This window comes from Actinomyces ruminicola, from assembly GCF_900103885.1.
Lineage (GTDB): Bacteria > Actinomycetota > Actinomycetes > Actinomycetales > Actinomycetaceae > Actinomyces > Actinomyces ruminicola.
Genome location: NZ_FNIM01000014.1, coordinates 65,203 through 82,077, shown reverse-complemented (window position 1 = coordinate 82,077; position 16,875 = coordinate 65,203). Strand labels below are relative to the sequence as shown.

The 16,875-nt window shown below is 71.0% G+C and carries 14 protein-coding genes, 2 tRNA genes and 2 riboswitches; of the genes, 3 read left to right on the top strand and 13 right to left on the bottom strand.

Annotated elements, in window-relative coordinates:
- The 5 genes from BLR49_RS10490 to BLR49_RS10470 all read right to left on the bottom strand — a co-directional run.
- Positions 1 to 231 (bottom strand): transposase (locus BLR49_RS10490; protein WP_176765850.1); only part of this gene is annotated, 231 nt, incomplete at its 3' end.
- Between the two features lie 351 nt (positions 232 to 582).
- A tRNA-Ala gene (locus BLR49_RS10485) sits at positions 583 to 655 on the bottom strand.
- A 187-nt stretch (positions 656 to 842) separates the two neighbouring features.
- Positions 843 to 1,997: a hypothetical protein gene (locus BLR49_RS10480; protein ID WP_092537370.1), complete on the bottom strand. Its 1,155-nt coding sequence runs from the start codon at positions 1,995 to 1,997 to the stop codon at positions 843 to 845.
- Positions 1,998 to 2,128: 131 nt separating this feature from the next.
- Positions 2,129 to 2,725, bottom strand: coding sequence for a GNAT family N-acetyltransferase (locus BLR49_RS10475; RefSeq protein WP_245690611.1), 597 nt, complete (start codon positions 2,723 to 2,725; stop codon positions 2,129 to 2,131).
- Between the two features lie 109 nt (positions 2,726 to 2,834).
- Entirely contained in the window at positions 2,835 to 4,046 is a 1,212-nt protein-coding gene (locus BLR49_RS10470; protein ID WP_092537366.1) for a molybdopterin molybdotransferase MoeA, read from the bottom strand.
- A 256-nt stretch (positions 4,047 to 4,302) separates the two neighbouring features.
- Between BLR49_RS10470 and BLR49_RS10465 the strand changes: the two genes are divergently transcribed.
- The 3 genes from BLR49_RS10465 (at position 4,303) to mscL (ending at position 6,275) form a co-directional block, all read left to right on the top strand.
- Positions 4,303 to 4,974, top strand: a complete 672-nt coding sequence (locus BLR49_RS10465; protein WP_092537364.1) for a 5-formyltetrahydrofolate cyclo-ligase — start codon at positions 4,303 to 4,305, stop codon at positions 4,972 to 4,974.
- A gap of 111 nt (positions 4,975 to 5,085) precedes the next feature.
- The gene (locus tag BLR49_RS10460) at positions 5,086 to 5,781 is read left to right on the top strand and encodes an RcpC/CpaB family pilus assembly protein (protein WP_342706653.1); all 696 of its coding nucleotides are present in this window, start codon (positions 5,086 to 5,088) and stop codon (positions 5,779 to 5,781) included.
- A 116-nt stretch (positions 5,782 to 5,897) separates the two neighbouring features.
- Positions 5,898 to 6,275: a large conductance mechanosensitive channel protein MscL gene (gene mscL / locus BLR49_RS10455; protein WP_092537386.1), complete on the top strand. Its 378-nt coding sequence runs from the start codon at positions 5,898 to 5,900 to the stop codon at positions 6,273 to 6,275.
- A 161-nt stretch (positions 6,276 to 6,436) separates the two neighbouring features.
- On the opposite strand, the gene BLR49_RS10450 is transcribed toward mscL, so the two are convergent.
- The 8 genes from BLR49_RS10450 to BLR49_RS10415 form a co-directional block, all read right to left on the bottom strand.
- A complete protein-coding gene (locus BLR49_RS10450) occupies positions 6,437 to 6,673 on the bottom strand; it encodes a transcriptional regulator (RefSeq protein ID WP_245690610.1) in 237 nt (78 codons plus the stop codon).
- Positions 6,670 to 10,842, bottom strand: coding sequence for a DNA helicase (locus BLR49_RS10445; protein WP_092537360.1), 4,173 nt, complete (start codon positions 10,840 to 10,842; stop codon positions 6,670 to 6,672). Before BLR49_RS10445 ends, BLR49_RS10450 begins: the two co-directional genes overlap by 4 nt.
- An 88-nt stretch (positions 10,843 to 10,930) precedes the next feature.
- Positions 10,931 to 11,006 (bottom strand) — tRNA-Arg (locus BLR49_RS10440).
- A gap of 98 nt (positions 11,007 to 11,104) precedes the next feature.
- Positions 11,105 to 12,046 carry a universal stress protein gene (locus tag BLR49_RS10435; protein WP_092537358.1) on the bottom strand — a complete coding sequence of 314 codons (942 nt, stop codon included), beginning with the start codon at positions 12,044 to 12,046 and terminating at the stop codon, positions 11,105 to 11,107.
- Positions 12,047 to 12,200: 154 nt separating this feature from the next.
- Positions 12,201 to 13,001, bottom strand: a complete 801-nt coding sequence (locus BLR49_RS10430) for a C40 family peptidase (protein ID WP_092537356.1) — start codon at positions 12,999 to 13,001, stop codon at positions 12,201 to 12,203.
- 5 nt (positions 13,002 to 13,006) lie between these two features.
- Positions 13,007 to 13,165: riboswitch (cyclic di-AMP (ydaO/yuaA leader) on the bottom strand.
- Positions 13,166 to 13,383: 218 nt separating this feature from the next.
- A complete protein-coding gene (locus BLR49_RS10425; RefSeq protein ID WP_092537354.1) occupies positions 13,384 to 14,127 on the bottom strand; it encodes a C40 family peptidase in 744 nt (247 codons plus the stop codon).
- A riboswitch (cyclic di-AMP (ydaO/yuaA leader) is annotated at positions 14,127 to 14,297 on the bottom strand. (Overlaps the previous gene by 1 nt.)
- A 278-nt stretch (positions 14,298 to 14,575) precedes the next feature.
- On the bottom strand, positions 14,576 to 15,253 hold the full coding sequence (locus BLR49_RS10420; RefSeq protein WP_092537352.1) for a metal-dependent transcriptional regulator: 678 nt from the start codon (positions 15,251 to 15,253) through the stop codon (positions 14,576 to 14,578).
- Positions 15,254 to 15,424: 171 nt separating this feature from the next.
- Positions 15,425 to 16,762, bottom strand: coding sequence for an MFS transporter (locus BLR49_RS10415; RefSeq protein ID WP_092537350.1), 1,338 nt, complete (start codon positions 16,760 to 16,762; stop codon positions 15,425 to 15,427).
- Positions 16,763 to 16,875: the final 113 nt, after the last annotated feature.

The following is a 16,875-nucleotide window of genomic DNA, read 5'->3' as shown; positions in this document are numbered from 1 at the left end:
CACCTCCCCGGCGGTGGTCGCCAGCCTCTTAGCCCTCGTACCGTTACGCCGGTTGGTGCGCTTCTCGGTGCGCTCGTAGCGGCCGGCGCCGATCACCGCTGAGGCCTCGGCGTCCACAAGGTCCTGCAGGCCGGCCTGAAGCAGCCGACGGAAGACATCATCATGAGCCAGGTCGGGGTCCGCAAGGACTTCCTGGATCAGCGTGGACACGGCAGACTTGTTCTCGGGCATCGTGGGTGAACCTTCCTGGTGAATCTTGGTCGAGAATCTGGGCTCCCACGATGCCCCCTACCAGAGGAAACCACCGCGGGAATTGCCACCACACTACGAGACCCACCCACCGCGGCCACACGCCCCGGGCCTGCAGCACTCGCCCCACCCCCACGGACTGCAAAACCCCGGGGTACTAGTGCAGCGCCTAACTGGGCGGCCCCCGAGCACGCTCACCTGTCGGGCTCCCCGGCGACCAACCCGCGTCCCCGACGGCGGACCCATCCACAATCGACTCAGCAGACCGTGCTCACGCGGAAAACTAAGATTCGCCCCGCCCGATTGACGGGCGGGGCGAATCTGATCATGCGGTGGAGCTAGGGGGATTCGAACCCCCGACCTTCTCATTGCGAACGAGACGCGCTACCAACTGCGCCATAGCCCCTGGGCACCGCAGATCGTAGCACCTCAGTCGTGGCGGCCCGCAAGTCGCACAGCAGTGACTCACGCCACCAGGTATTACTCGGCCGAGGCGAGGCCGGGTGGACCTGCGCGGAAAAGCAGCCCTGTCCACCTGCTCGCAACGTGGGCGGACGGTGGTCCTGCTGCCCGAGCGTGTCGGCCGTTGTTTGTCAGGCGCCGGCGCGGCGCCGTTCAAGCACCGCCTCCAGGTCGATGGGGTGGAACACGGGCTCGTCGCCTCCCACCGTGACGTCCGCAGTGGGATAGGTGCGCACGCCGCGGGGCCGCTCAGGAACCGGGGCGGAGTCGAAGGGCTCCTCCACAGGCGGCTCATAGCTGCGGCGGGGAGCACGCGCAGCCAAGGTGTAGGTGGGCGCCGGAACGCTCACCGGGTGCCAGCCCTGGGGCGGGGTCTTAGGCGCCTTGGCATCGTCGTCTCCCCCGCTCTCCTCGGGCGCGGAAGCAGCGGCGTCCGGCACGGCGGCCTCGGCGGCGGGGGCGGAAGCAGCACCTCGCTCGTCCCCTGCCGGGGTCTGCGGGCCCGCGTCATCGGTCGCGCCGCGATCAGCAACCGTGTCTGCCGCGCTCCCCTGTTCCGGCTCGGCGAGCTCCGCAACCTGCCCGATGGCCTCCGCAGCTTCGGCTTCGACGCCTTGCGCTCGGGGATCCTGCCCGGCCCGGCTCCCCTCCGCAGTCTCGCCGCTCTGCGGCTGCGCCGCCTCGGCCGTCTCCTGAGGCGCGTCCTCAACCAAACGCCGTCCGGCGGAGCCTCCGGTCAGCGCCGTCAACTCACGTTCAAGCGCGGCAATGCGGCGGCGTTCACGGAGATCGGACGCCGCGGAGGCCCGCGCCGCCCGGCGTCCGGCCACCGCGGACGCGCACAGCAGACCGGCGGGAATGGCCACGGGCCACCATGGCATGACCGTCACCCCGGCGACTACCAGGGCGCCGAGAGTCATGCCCAGCAGGATGAGCGCGACCGTGGCGCGGTGGGAGGCAGCGACACGGCGCCGCTCCCGGCCGCGCTCATGCGCAGCACGGACGCGCACGAGCTCACGCTCCTTGCGCAGCGCACGCACATTCCTGACTTCGGGCCTGTTCATCGCCCTCACCTCCGGTCGGCGTCGGAAAATCATGGCGTGTCCGCCCCCGCAGCCGCCCTCCGGAACGGCCGCATTCCCCGTGGCGAGGAGCCGCAACTCCGAGGAGTAGCGATCCTCCGCGTTGGCCATGCCCATCGCCTCGCGACGCCCGACCAGGAACGGCAGCAGATACACGGCGAGAACCGCGACGAGTGCCAGTAGCGCCCACGTTCCGATTCCCACGGCTCAACCGTAAGCGGACGTGGCTACGGAATTCGGGCACTCACACGGCGTGTTGGCGGGTATTGCGCCCGCATTCTCCCGCGATAATTCCCAGCGACACGGGATGACCCCCAATCACCGAACCTCAGTTTTCACATTCGTCCCAGGCGACTCACAAATCCGCCTTCGGCCGCGACTTCTTCCGCTACGACGGCGAAGACGACATGGTCCGCCCAGGCACCATTGATGAACATCAGTCCCCGCCGCAGGCCCTCCTGCCGCAGTCCGAGTCGTCGGCACACGGCCAAGCTACGAGTGTTCTCGGGCCTGACGTCAATCTCCACGCGGTGCAGCCCCACCTGCTCGCCGAGCAGGTGATCCAGCACCATCGCCACCGCGAGCGTCATCACCCCGCGGCCCTCCCACTGGGCACCGATCCAGTAGCCCACGGTCGCGCACTCGAGCGCGCCCCAGCGGATGGACGACACCGACACCTGGCCCGCCAGCACGCCGTCTACCTCCAGCACGAAGGGCATCGCCTCGCCGCGCCGCGCCAACCGGTTCTGGGCACGCACATACTCCCGGAAGGAGCCGAGTGCATCGGGGCTGCCGGGCGGGAGCGTCGCCTCCCAGGGGGCTAGCCGGGCGTCGTCGGCCAGCCGCAGCCGCTGCCAGGCGCGCTGATCACGGGGGCGTATGGGGCGCAGTGTCACGGTGCGCGGCCCGCGCGCCAGGGCACGCGCGCTCACCGCGGACTCGGTGAGGACGACTGGCCACGGAAACCGGCGCTCACGCGGCCGCAGCACGCCGAGACCGCCGATAGCGCCGAGGGGATCGGCCGCCTCCGGGAGCCACCGCTCAGGCATCGAGCAGCAGGCAGTGCAGCGTGTCGCCGGACACGACCGTCTGGGTGCCCTCCGGCACGACGGCGATCGCATTGGCCCGGGCCAGGGCCAGCAGCCGGGTGGCTCCCGGCTGCGCCGTCGGCTCCGCGGCGTATCCGCGCGACGGCGATCCCGTCAGGTGCACGGGCACGAACTGCCGTTTGCGCGCCGGGGAGTGCCAGCCGGAGGTGACCGTCGCCGGCACTGAGGCGCGATGCAGGTCCTGCCACCCCGCGATCTGCCGCAAGACCGGCCGGATGAAGGTCTCAAAGGCGATCTGTGCGCTTACCGGATCTCCGGGCAGGCAGAAGATGGGCGTGCCTTCGACCGTGCCCACGCCCAGCTGCCGCCCCGGCGACATGGACACGGCGTCGAAGCGCACCGTGCCCAGCGGCGCCAGCACGTCCTTGACGGTATCGCCCTGCCCGACGCTCAGCCCTCCGGTGGTGATGAGCACGTCGGCGCGTACGAGCTGATCCTCGATGGTCTCGGTCAAGGCTCCCAGGTCGTCGGGCACCGCCGCCACCCGGAAGGCCTGGCCGCCGGCGTCGGTGACGGCGCAGGCCAGGGCGTGACCGTTGGCATCGAAGACATCCCCGGCCTCGCGAGCGTGGTCGGGCTCCACCAGCTCGTCACCGATGGACACGATGACCACCCGAGGGGCCGGGTGCACTTTGACCCGGTGGCGGCCGATCCCGGCCAGGAGTGCGATTTGGCGCGCCGAGACACGCGAACCCTGCGGCAGGACCGTGGTGCCGGCCTGCACGTCCTCGGCGCGGTGGCGCACGTTGTCCCCGGCGGCAACCGCCGCCCGCACCTGCACCCGCGACTCGCCTCGGTCCGTGTCCGTCCACGGCACCACGGCGTCGGCGCCCAGTGGCAGAGGGGCGCCGGAATCGATCAGGATGGCCGCGCCGGGCACCAACCGCGTGGGGCGCATGTCGCCGGCACGGACGGCGTCCATCACCTCCAGGGCGACGGGAGAGCTCTCGGCGGCCTCCGCCACATCGGCGGAGGCGACCGCGTAGCCGTCCAGCCCGGCCAGGTCTACGGCTGGCAGGTCGATGTCGGCGACGACGTCCTCGGCCAGGACGCAGCCGACCGCGTCCAGGAGGACCACGTCCAGGGGGGCCGCGGCCCGGGCGATCTCCAGGCAGGCCGCCAGGTGCTCAGCAACGGTGCGCATGGGGCGTGGTCCTCCTCCTGCCCGGAGTCCGGTCCCGGGCGTACCGGTCCAGGCTACCCGGCCGGGACGGATGGCCCGCCCATGAACCGGCTCGTGGGTCAGAACTCGGCTCCGCCCCACCGGCCCTCCGGCGGTCCGGGCCGCGGGGTGGCTGCGGCCCACTCCGGCCGACGGCGCCGGCAACCGGAGCGCCACCGGGTACAACACCCCGGCGCCCGCCTCCGCAACCTGCGGTCTCACCTGCGACAATGCCGGTATGAGTACTCAGGCACGCGTCCTGCCAGACACCGGTTCCCTGGCGGCCGGCGACGCCAAGGAGCAGCTGCGTCAAGTACTGCGTCAGCATCGGGCTGCCCACCACCGTCATCCCGAGCACGGGCACAATGCCACCTGCCGCCGGCTCACCGCACACGTCCTCCAGGCCATCGCCGGCATGGACATCGTGGCCGCCTACGTGTCGGTGGGGCACGAGCCCTGTACCCGGCTGCTGCTGGAGCACCTGGAGGAGTCGGGAACCGCCGTGCTGCTGCCCGTACTCGGGCCGCACCTGTCCCGCTGCTGGGGGTACTTCCGCGGGATCGCCGACCTGGCCGAGCGCTCCCCCGGGCGTCCTCCAGAGCCCAGCGGGCCGGTGCTGCCCGCCACCGCCGTGGCGGACGCCGAGGCCGTGATTGTTCCGGCGCTCGCGGTCGACCGCTCGGGCCGCCGTCTGGGCCAGGGCGGGGGCTGGTACGACCGCGTGCTCCCCCTGCGGCGCCCGGAGGCGCCGATCTTCGCGGTGGTGCACGACGACGAGTTGGTTGCGGGGCCGCTGCCGACCCAGGCGCACGACGCCCGGGTCGACGCCGTGATCACGCCCGACGAGTGGTTCCTGCTGGAGGGCTCCGCCTTCGCGGGCGGCGCTGACGCCCCGTCTGGGCGGGGCTGAGGACCTGTCGGCCTCGACACCGCAATCCACAGGCGCTCCGGCCGACAGCCGTCGACGCACCTGTTCACAGGTCCGCTGCGCATCCGGGAGGCGAGGTGCCAGGGTTTCGGCATGCCTCGTCTGCACCGTCATCCCAGTCACACGCGCCAGGTCGAACGCTCTCCGCAGCCGCGGCTGCGCCCGCCCCGTCCCTCCCTGCTGCTGTGGCGGCACCGGCACCTGGTGGTAGCCGTCTGCCTGGGGGCCGCCATCGTGGTTGCCCTGGGGGTGCTTCGGCCGGCGCCGGAGGGAAGGCAGGAGGTGCTCGTGGTCGCCCGGCCGGTGAATGCCGGCGCGGTTCTGACCGAGGCGGACCTCGAGGTGCGCGCGGTGGCGCAGACCGCCCTGCCCACCGGCGGGCTGGCAGGCGCCGATGTGGTGGGTAGCCGCGCCGCCATCGCCCTGGAGGAGGGCACCGTGCTGACCACCTCCATGACGAGCGCAGCCCTGGCCGCTGCCTTGGCGCCGTCGGAGCGGCTCGTACAGGTCCCGATCGACATCGGCGCACAGCTGGCCGAGCCGGGGGCGCGGGTGGACATCGTGGCCGAGCGAAGCGCCGCGGCGCCGCCGGGGGAGGAGGCTAGCGAGTCCTCCCGCGTCATCTGTTCCGGCGCCCGGGTGGTGCTCGCCCAGGTGGAGGGCGACGACAACCAGTGGACCGCCCAGACGAAGGTCACACTCGTTACCCTTGCCGTTCCCGCTGTGGACGCTAGTCTAATTGTCGGCGCGGCCACTAATGGAGCGCTTGGCATCGTGCTGAGCCCATGACGTCGCCCGCCTCCAGCCATGCGGTCGCGGCCCATCCCAAGAACGCTGCGCCGCTCCCGCTCCACGACTTCCGCGAGTGGCACATCTGCGCCCTCGCCCGCAACGAAAGGTCCCCCATGTTCAAGGGATTCAAGGAGTTCATCGCCCAGGGCAACGTCCTGGAACTGGCCGTCGCCGTCATCATCGGTGGCGCCTTCGCCCCCATCGTCGAGGCCGTCACCAACGTCATCATGGGCATCATCGGCGCCCTGGTGGGCAAGCCGAACTTCGACTCGGTGCTCGCGTTCTCCATCAACGGCTCCGACCCGATCCAGCCGGGCACGATCATCACCGCCGCCGTCAACTTCCTGCTTGTCGCCGCGGCCGTCTACTTCTGCATCGTCGCACCGATGAACAAGCTCAACGCGCGGCTGAAGCAGGAAGAGGAGGAGGCCGCCGAGCCGACCGACGTCGAGCTGCTGGCCGAGATCCGCGACCTGCTCAAGCAGCGCTGACCTGCATTCCTGTTGCTCGGCCCGCGCCCGCGTCGGCGGCGGCCAGAGCAAGGATTGAAGTGGCGTCCGCCCTCCGGCGGACGCCACTTCTGCTTGTGCAGGTGCGGATACGGCCCCCGGCGCCTGCCTGCGGCTCTCACAGGCGGACACATCTCGAAGGGTCAGCTCCAGTGGGGCGGCACCTCGCGCAGGAGGCGGGCGTCATTGGCATGGTCCGGCGAGGTGCGATCGAGCACGCCGCCGTCACGGGAACGGGCGTCGGCGAGCGCGTCCATGCCGCGGCGCCGCTGCGCCTCCGCCTGCGCCTGCGGCGCCTCCCCCCGGGCGACGCGCGCCGCGTCCTGGGGCGAGAGCGCCACGGCGCGCCGCCTCCTGCGGGTGCCGGCGGGCTCGCTCATCGGCTCCGCCGGACCACGTTGGCCAACACGGCGTCGATCCCCGAACCACGCCGGCTCAACGCCAGTGCCTGGCGGAGCTCCTCAACCTCCTCGGCCTCGGTGCGCTCCACCTCGTCGGAACGGATCCAGGCGACGAGCTCATCGAGCTGATCGTCGGAGTAGGCCTGCAGCGGCAGCCCCGGCGCGATCGGCGGGCGGTCGGCACGCGCAGAGACGTCTGCCTGGCCGGTGCCACGGGCGGGATCCGGCGGCTCCCCCTCCGACTCGGCGGGCGCCGTCGTCTCCGGGCCGGCCTCCTCCAGTCGCACCGGCAGCGGCGCCGCGGTGGCGGCCTCGGTGCGGGAGGCGAGTACCGCCAGCACCTGCGCCTCAATCTTCTTCGCCTCCGCCTCGACATCGACGAACACGCCCGCGGAATACGCCATGTGCACGCGCCAGCCGCGCTGCTGCAGGCGCTCAACCCAATGCCGGTCACGCCGCCGCAGGCTCGGCTGGGCGACATACTCGGCGTCGTCGGTGAGTACGGCTACGAGCAGCTCGCCCGGCAGATCCGGGTGACCGATCGCAAGGGGAATATGCACGCCGCCCTCGATGCCGTAGCGGGGCACCACTATCAGTCCCTTGCGCCACAGGTGCTCGGCGAGCTCGACGAGCAGACGCTCCGGCGTCGTCTCCTCCTGCTGCGGGTACTGCCGACCGGAGTCGGCTGCGTGCACGAGCACTTCACGCAGCAGTCGAGCGCCGGGAGCGTGCAGGCGTCCGGCATCGATGTCCTCCGGGCCCAAACAAGACACGACCTGGGTGCCGCCCCGCGAGGCGCACAGGGCCTCGACCAGCCCGACCATGCCACCGACGTCGCTGACCTCACCGAAGCTGTGAATCGTGCGCCCGTGCGGGGTCTTGGCGTAGCCGACGGAGACGATGATCCGGTCGCGGCGCAGTGAGCGCGCCTCGCCCAGGTCGACGACGACGAAGGGCTCAGACACGCCCATCTCGAAGTAGTCGGCCAGCGCCGGCGAACCCGCTACGGCCGCTGCCGTAGCGCGCCGGATCTCCTCGGCGTGGCGCGCATTGAGGGCGATGACGCCGAGCGACTGCTCGGGGCGGGTCAGGGCGTGGTCGATGATCAGGTCGACCACCCGGCCCACTTCTGCGGGCACGGATTCGACGGCGGTACGGCCCGGGGCCGGCATGCCGCGTCCGTCGACGAGTTCCAGGGACAGGCGAGAGCGCCCGGGTGGAGCCGGGATCGCCTCGACGACGTCGTCGTAGCCGTTGGCGGCGAGGAATGCAGCGATCTCGGCGTCCAGGGTGTTGCGGCCGGTCGGCAGTGTCACCTGCGGCAGGAGCGGGCCGAGCTCGGCCGCCAGCCCGGAGGGCGAGCGCCGGGGGTCGCCGACGACGAGCACCTGCTCGGCACGCACGAAGGCGGGGATGACCCGCGATACCGGCACGTTGGTGGAGGCGTCCAGAATCGCCAGGTCGACCACGGCATCGGCGGCGAAGACCTGGGGTACGAGCGTGGGCGGGATGATCCATACCGGTTTGGCGACCATGGCGAGGGGATGCGTGGCGATAACATCGCGCAGCGACATCCCCTCCTCCAGGGACAGGGCCCGGTACAGGCTGCGAGCGGCGTCCTTGTCCGCTTCGACGGCCTCCCGGACGCGTCGGGCACAGGCCTGGGCCACGGGCCCGGCCAGCGAGTCGACCTGAGAGGCGTCCAGCTCACGCAGAGTAACGGCCAGGTCGCTCAGGGCGTCCGCGTCGAGCCCGCCCAAGTCGGGGTCCTCGCGCATGATCTGCGCCAGCAGGGACGACCACCAGCAGTAGGTGAGCTCGTCGTCGATCTGGTCCGGCTCAACCCTGCGGGCCGCCAGGTCGTCCAGCAGGGGGGTGAGCCCCAAGTCGTCCAGGGCCGTGGCCACCCGGTTGATCTCCGGGAGCTTGTGGACGGTGACATCGTCGGCGGCCAGGATGCGGGAGCGTTCCTCCAGCTCGGTCAGCGGCAGATCCATCAGGGACCCATCCGCACCGATGACCGGCTGCAAGGCGGTGACGGAGTCACGGGTGCGGGTGGCCACGCGCTGCATCTCATCGAGCCCCTGCGGCAGGTGGGGCCAGCCGCCCTCGGGATCGTAGCGGCGCCATACCTCGCGGCGCTGCTGCACCTTGACCAGCTCCCCGTGCAGGTCGGCCACCTCCCGTCCCGGGCGCACCAGATCCCTGGCCTGCTTGATGAAGCGGCGCCGGGTGGACCTCCCCATCTCCACGCGGTGCTCCTGCCGCCATTGCTTGGACGCGGTGGCGATGACCATGTCGGCGGCGGAGCGCTCGAAGACCTCGGGCAGGAAGGCGTCCAGGGAGTCGCGCACGCCGTCGAGCATCTCCAGCTGCTCGCACCACTGCGCGAGCGTGGTGGCGCGGGTGATGCCGGTGGACGCGGCGGCCGCGGCCACCTGCTCACGGACCGCGGGCAGGAGCTCGTCGGCGAGCCGAGTCAGACGGGCCAGCGCGTCGGTCGCCTCATCGACGTCGGCCACCGCCATGCCGTTCCAGGCGGAGTCGGCCAAGGCGCTGGTGAACAGTCCGAGCGCGTGAGCCCGGTGAAGCAGTTCGGAGGCCCGCGCACGGCCGGCGGCGTCCAGGTGCTCCAGGCGGCCCGCGGCTACGCGCGCGGTGGTGCGGGCACGCACCCGCCCGGAGGTGAGCTCGGCGAGTTGCTGGAGCGCGTCGTAGGCGGAGGCGTCCCAGGGATCGCGCCGCTTGTGCAGTGCGGTGACATAGCGGGAGAGCTTCTCGCGCACGGAGGTCAGCCGGCTGCGCATGCCGACGATGGCGGTCACATCCAGATCGGGGACGTTCACACCCATGGCGGTCTTAATGCCCTCGGCGGCGTGGCGGCGCCAGGCGGAGTCCTCGGTCAGGTCGAGCACAATGGAGCCCAGTCCGAGCTCGCGCAGGACGTCCGCGACGGCATGCCCGTCGGCGCTGGTGGCCGGCACGTGCAGGACGGTGCGCCCCAGGGCGGCGGCGTCGGCCATGATCGCCGCGAGGGTGTCGGCGACATCAGATCCGGGAGGCGCGTCCAGCAGCAGGGAGGCGCCGGAGCCGACCGCCTCGACGGCGTCCAGCTGGGCGGGGTCGAGGTCGCCCACGCCCCGTTCGCGCTCCGGCGCCCGGTCGGTCGGATCTGGGTCGGGCAGGGCGACGTCCAGGGCGGCGCGGGCCTCGGCGTCACCCGCGAGTGCTGCCACGAGCGCGGAGGTGCGGGCACGATCGATGGTGGCGTCGAAGTCCTCCACCAACGCCTGCCCGGGGTGGACGAAGGCCCCGACGACCAGACGCTCATGGATCTCAAAACCGGGAAGGAACTCGCGCCCCAGCGAGCCGATGCCGCTGAGGGCATCGCGAGAGGTGAAGCCGTCGTCCGCCAGGGTGGCGCGCGCGACCACATTGACGTCCACTGTGCAGCCGTGGTGACGCAGCGCCCGCGTCAGGACGGGATTGACCTCGATCGATCGATCGAGAGTGAGGGAGGCGTCTGCGCCGGCACTGGACAGGCGCACTGGCCGCAGCAGGACGGGCGCGCTGACGGCGCGTACGGCGACCGGCGGAGTCGAGTCGGCGTCGGCGACGGCGGAGGAATCGTCGGCGTCCGGGGCAGCCGGGGCGTTGGCGGCAGAGCTCTCTTCATCGGGCGCGGTAGCCACCGGCTCCGTCCAGCCGGCCACACCGATGGCCAGGTACACGGGGGCGACGCCGAAGCGCCGCGAGAGCTGGTCGGTGCGTCCGGCGAGTTCGCGCAAGCACTGCCGGGCAATGCCGAGGGCGACGCGCTCACGCACGAGACTGCCCAGGTGGGTGGGCCGGCCGGCGTACAGCTGGGCCAGGCCCGAGGGGTGAGCGGCCGTCAGGTCGACGATGCCGTCACGGTCGGAGAAGGCGTCGAGGCTGGAGGTGCCGCCGAGGTCGGCAAGCTCCTGACGCCAGACGTCGAGCGCCGCATCGATGCGGGCGCGACGCTCGGAGTCCGGCGACGGGGTGGGGTCCGACGGCGAAGCCTCGGCGGCCGCGGAGTCGTCGGGCAGGTCGGCGCCCTCGGGGTCACGTGCCTGCGGCCCGGCGTCATGCCGGTTGCGACCTAGCGAGAACAGTGAAGGCGTCATATTCCCTCACGATATCCGTCCAGCCGCGCCGCGCGGCGCCGACGCACCGAAGGTGCGGGGATCTGCGCGACGGTCCGGACAACGATCATGGTGCCCCCGGCGCGATTCGAACGCGCGACACCCGCTTTAGGAGAGCGGTGCTCTATCCCCTGAGCTACGAGGGCCGGTTGAGGCCGCGTGCGATCCTACCCGATCACGCGGCCTCCCCGGCGAGGACGGCGGTCGGTGGCTGGATACCGACCGCCGTCCACGCCGATGCGGGTCAGGCGCGGGACCAGGGGGTGGTCTGGTTGCGGCCCACGCGGGCGTCCTCTTCCCGCGTGCGGGCGGGCACGACCATAATCGGGCAGGAGGCGTGCGAGAGGACGGCCTGGCTGACGGAGCCGAGCAGCAGCCCGGAGAATCCGCCGCGGCCGCGGGAGCCGACCACCACCAAGTCGACGGCGGTGGAGAACTCGGACAAGAGTTCGGCCGCGTTGCCGTCCAGGGCGTGGCGGCGCACCACCACGTCGGGGTAGCCCTCGGTCGCTTCGGCGATGGCACGGTCCAGACCGGAGCGGACATCGGTCAGCACCTGTTCACGGTCCACGGCCGCGGGCAGCCATGCCAGTGCTCCCGCTCCGGAGGCCATGGGGACGGCGGCGATGGCTGTCAGCTCGGCGCCCCAGGCGTCGGCCTCGCGCACCGCCCGCCTGAGCGCCTTACGAGCCGAGTCGGAGCCGTCGACACCCACGACGATGCGCCGAACGGGGGTGAAGGCGGAACCCTCCGTGTGCCGCGGGACCACCACGGCGGGGCAGCGACTGTGCGCCGGCAGTGCCGAGGAGACGGTGCCGAGGAGACGGTCGGCGAAGCCGCCGCCGCCGCGGGTGCCGACGACGGCGAGCGCGGCGTCCGCGGACAGGTCCACGAGCACGCCGGCGGGGTCGCCGGTCTCCAGGGAGCTGGTCACCGTCACGCCCCGCCCTTGCGCGCGGGCGACTGCCTCGTTGACGACGGCCTCGGCGCCTGCGCGCACGGCCGAGTCGTCCAGGGCGGCATAGCCGCCGTCCAGCGAAGCGGTGGTGAAGGAGGGGAGGGAGTAGGCGCACAGGATATGAACGCGCCAGCCGTTGCAGGCGGCGCGGTCGACCGCCCAGTCGACCGCCTCCAGGGATTCGGGTGAGCCGTCAACTCCGACGAGGACGACTTTGTCTTCGGCCATGGGTTGTGCCCCTTTCTGCGAGCTTCGGATACTCGACCACACTCATTTTGCCCTGTCTGCGGGCGTGTTCCAAAACACGTTTTGAAAATAGTACGTGGGGGCGGCCGACACCTGGTCGGTCGCCCCCACGTCGGGAAGCGGATTGCCGCGCGCTTCAGCCCACGCGGACGTACTGCGGGGAGCCGTAGACGGCCCGGTAGGACACGCCGACGCTCTCGTTGCCCGCGTCGATCATCATGCCGTTGCCGGCGTAGATGCCGACGTGGCCGCCGTAGTAGACGATGTCGCCGGGCTGGGCCGCGGCGGCGGACACGATGGTGCCGGAGGCACCCTGGGCGTAGGAGGTGCGGGGCAGCGAGATGCCGACCTGGGAGTAGACGTACTGGACCAGGCCGGAGCAGTCGAAACCGCCGTTGGAGGGGGAGTTGGAGCCCCAGACGTAGGCCATGCCCGTGTACTGCAGGGCGATGGAGACGATCGTGGACCCGGAGGGGTTGGTGGCCGCGGTGCTCGCCGTGGCGGCAGTCGCAGTGGAGTCGGCGGTGTCCGCAGTGGCCGCGGCGGTGTCCGCGGTGGTGGCGGCGGCGTCCTCTTCAGCCGTGGCCTCCGCCGTCTCCTCCTCAACCTCAACGACAGGGGCCTCAACGGTCGGGGCGTCCACGGTCTCGACGTCGCTGGGGACGGAGACGGACTCGGCGACCTGCACGGCCTCGTTGGTGGAGACCACGGTGCGCGCCTCGGCGGCAAGGGCCCCGACACCCTGAGTCTCGAGCGAGCCGGCGGACTGCGCGGCCTCGCTGGTGTTCGCGGCCGAGGCTCCGGAGGCAATCATGCCCAGAGCGAGGCCTGAGGATGCAGCAACGGCGAAACCGCGACGGGCGACCGGTGCGACCGTGGTCATCGGGGTCAGCGGACGAGCAGCCTTACGATGCCGAGCCGAGGTGCGTGTTGTCATGTAGTGGTTCTCCTCTGAGATGCCGACGAGGTGAGCTGTCGGGTTCGGACTGGAGACGCCCGGCCCGCGTCACGCGGGCTTCACCCCAAGGCTCCGGCCTGCGCCGAAGCCGCGTTTGGTTCCCCCGTTCCTGCCATGTATTTGGGATGTGGCTGCCAGGATCGAGCGGCAGGATTGAGCCCCGATCTCGGCGTTGCGGCCCTTTGTGCTCCGCAACGGTGGACACGTTACCTGAAGGGACCCGCCCCCGTCACGGGGAGATCACACACATCGCCGTGACAAGTGGCACATGCAGGTTGCGGTGGACAGGGCTGTAGGCCGACGTCGCACAGGCACGAGAACGCCCCGCTCCGGGGACCGGAGCGGGGCGACGTCGATCAGGTCAGCCGACGCGCAGGTAGGTGGCCCCCGAGTAGATGGCGTGGTAGGCCACGCCCGTGGACGGGGAGGCGTCGACCATCATGCCGTCGCCCGCGTAAAGGGCGACGTGACCGGACCACCACAGGATGTCACCGGGCTGGGCCTCGGCCGCGGAGATCGGCGTCCCGATGGCGCGGATCTGACCGGACTGATGCGGGATGCTGATTCCGTACTGGGCGTACACGTATGACACCAGGCCGGAGCAGTCGAACGCGGAGGGACCGGAAGCACCCCACACGTAGGGGGTACCGACGTACTGCATGGCCAGCGCGACCATACCCTGCCCGCTGGCGGTGCTCGACGTCGCCTCCTCGGCGGCTTGGGCGTTCCCGGAGTCCTCGGCGACCTCGACAGCGGACTCGGGCTCGGCCTCCTCGACCACCGGAGCGGTAATCGTGACGGCGTCGGCCTCAACCACGTCGGCGCCCCACTCCGGGTTGGAGGCGGCCGAGATGGCCGCGTTGGTGGTCACGACCTCGCGGGCATCGGTGGCGAGCTCGGCCACGCCGGACTCACCGAGCGCACCGGCCGAGCTGCCGACCTCGGCGTCGTCGCCGGCAGCACTGGCTCCGGAGGCGATCATGGTCAGGGCGAGCCCCGAGGAGGCGGCAACGGCGAGTCCACGACGGGCGACGGGTGCGGCATCCGAGAGCGGGGTCAGCGGACGGGTGGCCTTGCGATGACGGGCCTTGACATTTGTAGTCAATGAATTCTCCTGAGGAGCCGCCGAGGTTAGCTGTCGGGTTCGGGCGGGAGACGCCCGGCCCGCGTCACGCGGGCTTCACCCCGAGGCCGCGGCCGAGAGGCCTTGCGGCCGGAGAAGTGGTTCCCCCGGGCCTGCCGAAGAAGATCGATGGGAAGAGGCGACCCGCACCGGCAGGCTTGGGCTCTGCGCGCCCCTCCGCGACCGGAGTGCCGACCGCGGCCACCACGGTAGTGGAGTACCTGCGGCAATGGGTACCTCTCCCCCGCCCCTAACACTGTGGAATCTCCCACGCCAGGGTCGTGCGAACAACACTCAGTGCCACCGGGACGCATACGAATGATGCCGTCGAGCGGTAGCCCGACGGCATCGGCGCCCAGCCGGCATCGCGGCGGCAGGCGGATACGAGAACGCCGCTCCAGCGTCTGCGCACCCGCCCGAGGCGATGGAATCAGCGCTTGAGGAACAGGTGCCGGGTGAGGGAACCGGGCAGAAGTACGAATGCGGCGTCGTCGTCCTTGCGGGTCACCCGTATGCCGCCGACGGTGGAGGTCAGCCGGACGGGCACGCCCGCGCGAATGGCGCCGTCCTCGAAGCGGGAGATCAACTCGGCGTCGGCCTGGATGGGCTCTCCCACACGGGAGACGACGGCCTCCGAGCGCCCGTCGCGAACCATCCGCTCGGCACTGATCTCGTCGGCCGCGGGGGCCGGATGCGTGGGTACCCGCTCCGGGACCGGGTTGCCGAAGGGATCCGCAGACACGTCGTCGAGAATCGCCGCCAGCCGGTCCTCCACCTGCTCGCTCATCACGTGCTCCCAGCGGCAGGCCTCATCGTGAACGAGTCTGCGGTCCACGCCGATCACGTCCAGCAGCAGTCTTTCAGCAAGACGGTGTTTGCGAATAACCTCCGTGGCCCGACGGCGCCCCTCCTCCGTCAGCTGCAGCGAGCGGTCTTCGGCGACCCATATGAGCCCGCTGCGCTCCATGCGGGAGACCGTCTGGGACACGGTCGGCCCCGAGTGCCCCAGCCGCTCCACTATGCGCGCGCGCAGCGGAAGCACGCCGTCTTCCTCGAGTTCATACACGGACTTGAGATACATCTCGGTAGTGTCGATCAACCCACTCATCTGGCGTCTCCTCCGCTGGCCGCTACCCAATGCCGCACGGCTGACCGCAGCCGGGGCGCGGCGCGTGCACACGTGCGTGAACAGGATATCGGCGTCCGGGCCCGACGCGGCCCTGCCCCCACCCGCTTCCCGAGACGGGGCGGCCGTCGGTCGGCCTGCGAGGGGCCCGCGCTACTCGGGCGTGCCGGGTGCGTCATCCGCGGCGGCTCCCGGGGCGCCCACCGCCCCGCCCGCATCTGCCAACCGGGCCCGCTCGCGCGGACCGATGGTGGCGAGGAAGGGCCGGGTGGATGAGTAGGCGAAATCGATGTGCCAGTGGCGCCTCGCCCAAACGCCGGCGACGACAGCGGCGAGGATCGCGGCGATGCCGCCGGCCAGGATGGAGATGCGCGGCCCCCACTGGTCCGAGACCCAGCCCATGATCGGAGCGCCGATCGGCGTGGTGCCGAGGAAGAACATCATGTAGATGCTCATGACGCGCCCGCGCATGGCCGGTTCCGTGTTCAGCTGGACAGTCTGGTTGGCGCTGGTGAGCACGGTGAGCACGCACAGGCCCACCGGGATCGTCGAGGCGGCGAACAGCTGGTAGTTGGGCGTAAGCGCCATGAGGATCGTGAACAGGCCCAGGAAGAAGGCGGCGACCACCAGGGTGCGCACGCGCGGGGACTTGCGCCGCGCCGCCCACAGGGCGCCGGCCAGGGAGCCGATCGCGAAGATCGAGGAGACGGTGCCGTAGGCGTCGGACTCCATGTCGAAGGTGGACCGCACCATCGCCGCCATCGTCACCTGGAAGTTGAGGGTGAACATCGATACGACGGAGATCACCGCGATGATGACGATGATGTCCGTGCGGTGGCGGATGTAGGCCAGTCCCTCTCGCAGCTGTCCCTTGGCGCGCTTGGCACGGGGCACGTCGTACAGCTCCGTCACCCGCATGGTCACCAGCGCCAGGGCCGGAAACAGGAAGGTCAGGGCGTTTACGAGGAACACCCAGCCGGGCCCGATCCAGGCGATCACCAGTCCGCTGGCGGCGGGGCCGAGGAGACGGGCGGCGTTGAAGGAGGCCGAGTTCAGGCCGACCGCATTGGCCAGGTTGTCCACGGGCACCATTCGGGCGACGAAGATCTGGCGGGCCGGAGCGTCATAGGCGGCCGCCAGCCCCGTGGCGAAGGCGGCCAGGTAGACGTGCCAGAGCGCCGCACGGCCGGCGAGCACGTCGACGGCCAGCGCCAGGGAGACCACGCCCATGGCGGACTGGGTGAAGATCAGGAACCTGCGCTGGTCCACTCGGTCCGCGATCAGCCCGGCGTGCGCGCTGAACAGCATGGCCGGCAGGAACTGGAGCGCCGTCGTAATCCCGGTGGCGGAGGCGGAGTCATTGGTCAGGATCCGCAGCACCAGCCAGTCCTGGGCGACGCGCTGCATCCAGGTGCCGGTGTTGGCGACGAGTGCGGCGAAGAACCAGATCCGATAGTTGTGGAACTTGAGTGACTCGAAGGTGCTGCTCACGGTGGGGAGATGACTCCAGTTTCGTGGTGTGACGGCGGGCGCACCCGCTGAGATGCGCGCATTTTTGGGATCGGTCAATTGTACGTCTGTACAGCTGCCACAGACAGGGGGCG

Excerpts from the sequence above, each read along its gene's own strand:
- BLR49_RS10465 (WP_092537364.1), top strand. The coding sequence starts at position 4,303 with ATGAGTACTCAGGCACGCGTCCTGCCAGACACCGGTTCCCTGGCGGCC.
- BLR49_RS10435 (WP_092537358.1), bottom strand. The coding sequence starts at position 12,046 with ATGGCCGAAGACAAAGTCGTCCTCGTCGGAGTTGACGGCTCACCCGAA.
- BLR49_RS10420 (WP_092537352.1), bottom strand. The coding sequence starts at position 15,253 with ATGAGTGGGTTGATCGACACTACCGAGATGTATCTCAAGTCCGTGTAT.
- BLR49_RS10445 (WP_092537360.1), bottom strand. The coding sequence starts at position 10,842 with ATGACGCCTTCACTGTTCTCGCTAGGTCGCAACCGGCATGACGCCGGG.
- mscL (WP_092537386.1), top strand. The coding sequence starts at position 5,898 with ATGTTCAAGGGATTCAAGGAGTTCATCGCCCAGGGCAACGTCCTGGAA.
- BLR49_RS10470 (WP_092537366.1), bottom strand. The coding sequence starts at position 4,046 with ATGCGCACCGTTGCTGAGCACCTGGCGGCCTGCCTGGAGATCGCCCGG.
- BLR49_RS10450 (WP_245690610.1), bottom strand. The coding sequence starts at position 6,673 with ATGAGCGAGCCCGCCGGCACCCGCAGGAGGCGGCGCGCCGTGGCGCTC.
- BLR49_RS10460 (WP_342706653.1), top strand. The coding sequence starts at position 5,086 with ATGCCTCGTCTGCACCGTCATCCCAGTCACACGCGCCAGGTCGAACGC.
- BLR49_RS10430 (WP_092537356.1), bottom strand. The coding sequence starts at position 13,001 with ATGACAACACGCACCTCGGCTCGGCATCGTAAGGCTGCTCGTCCGCTG.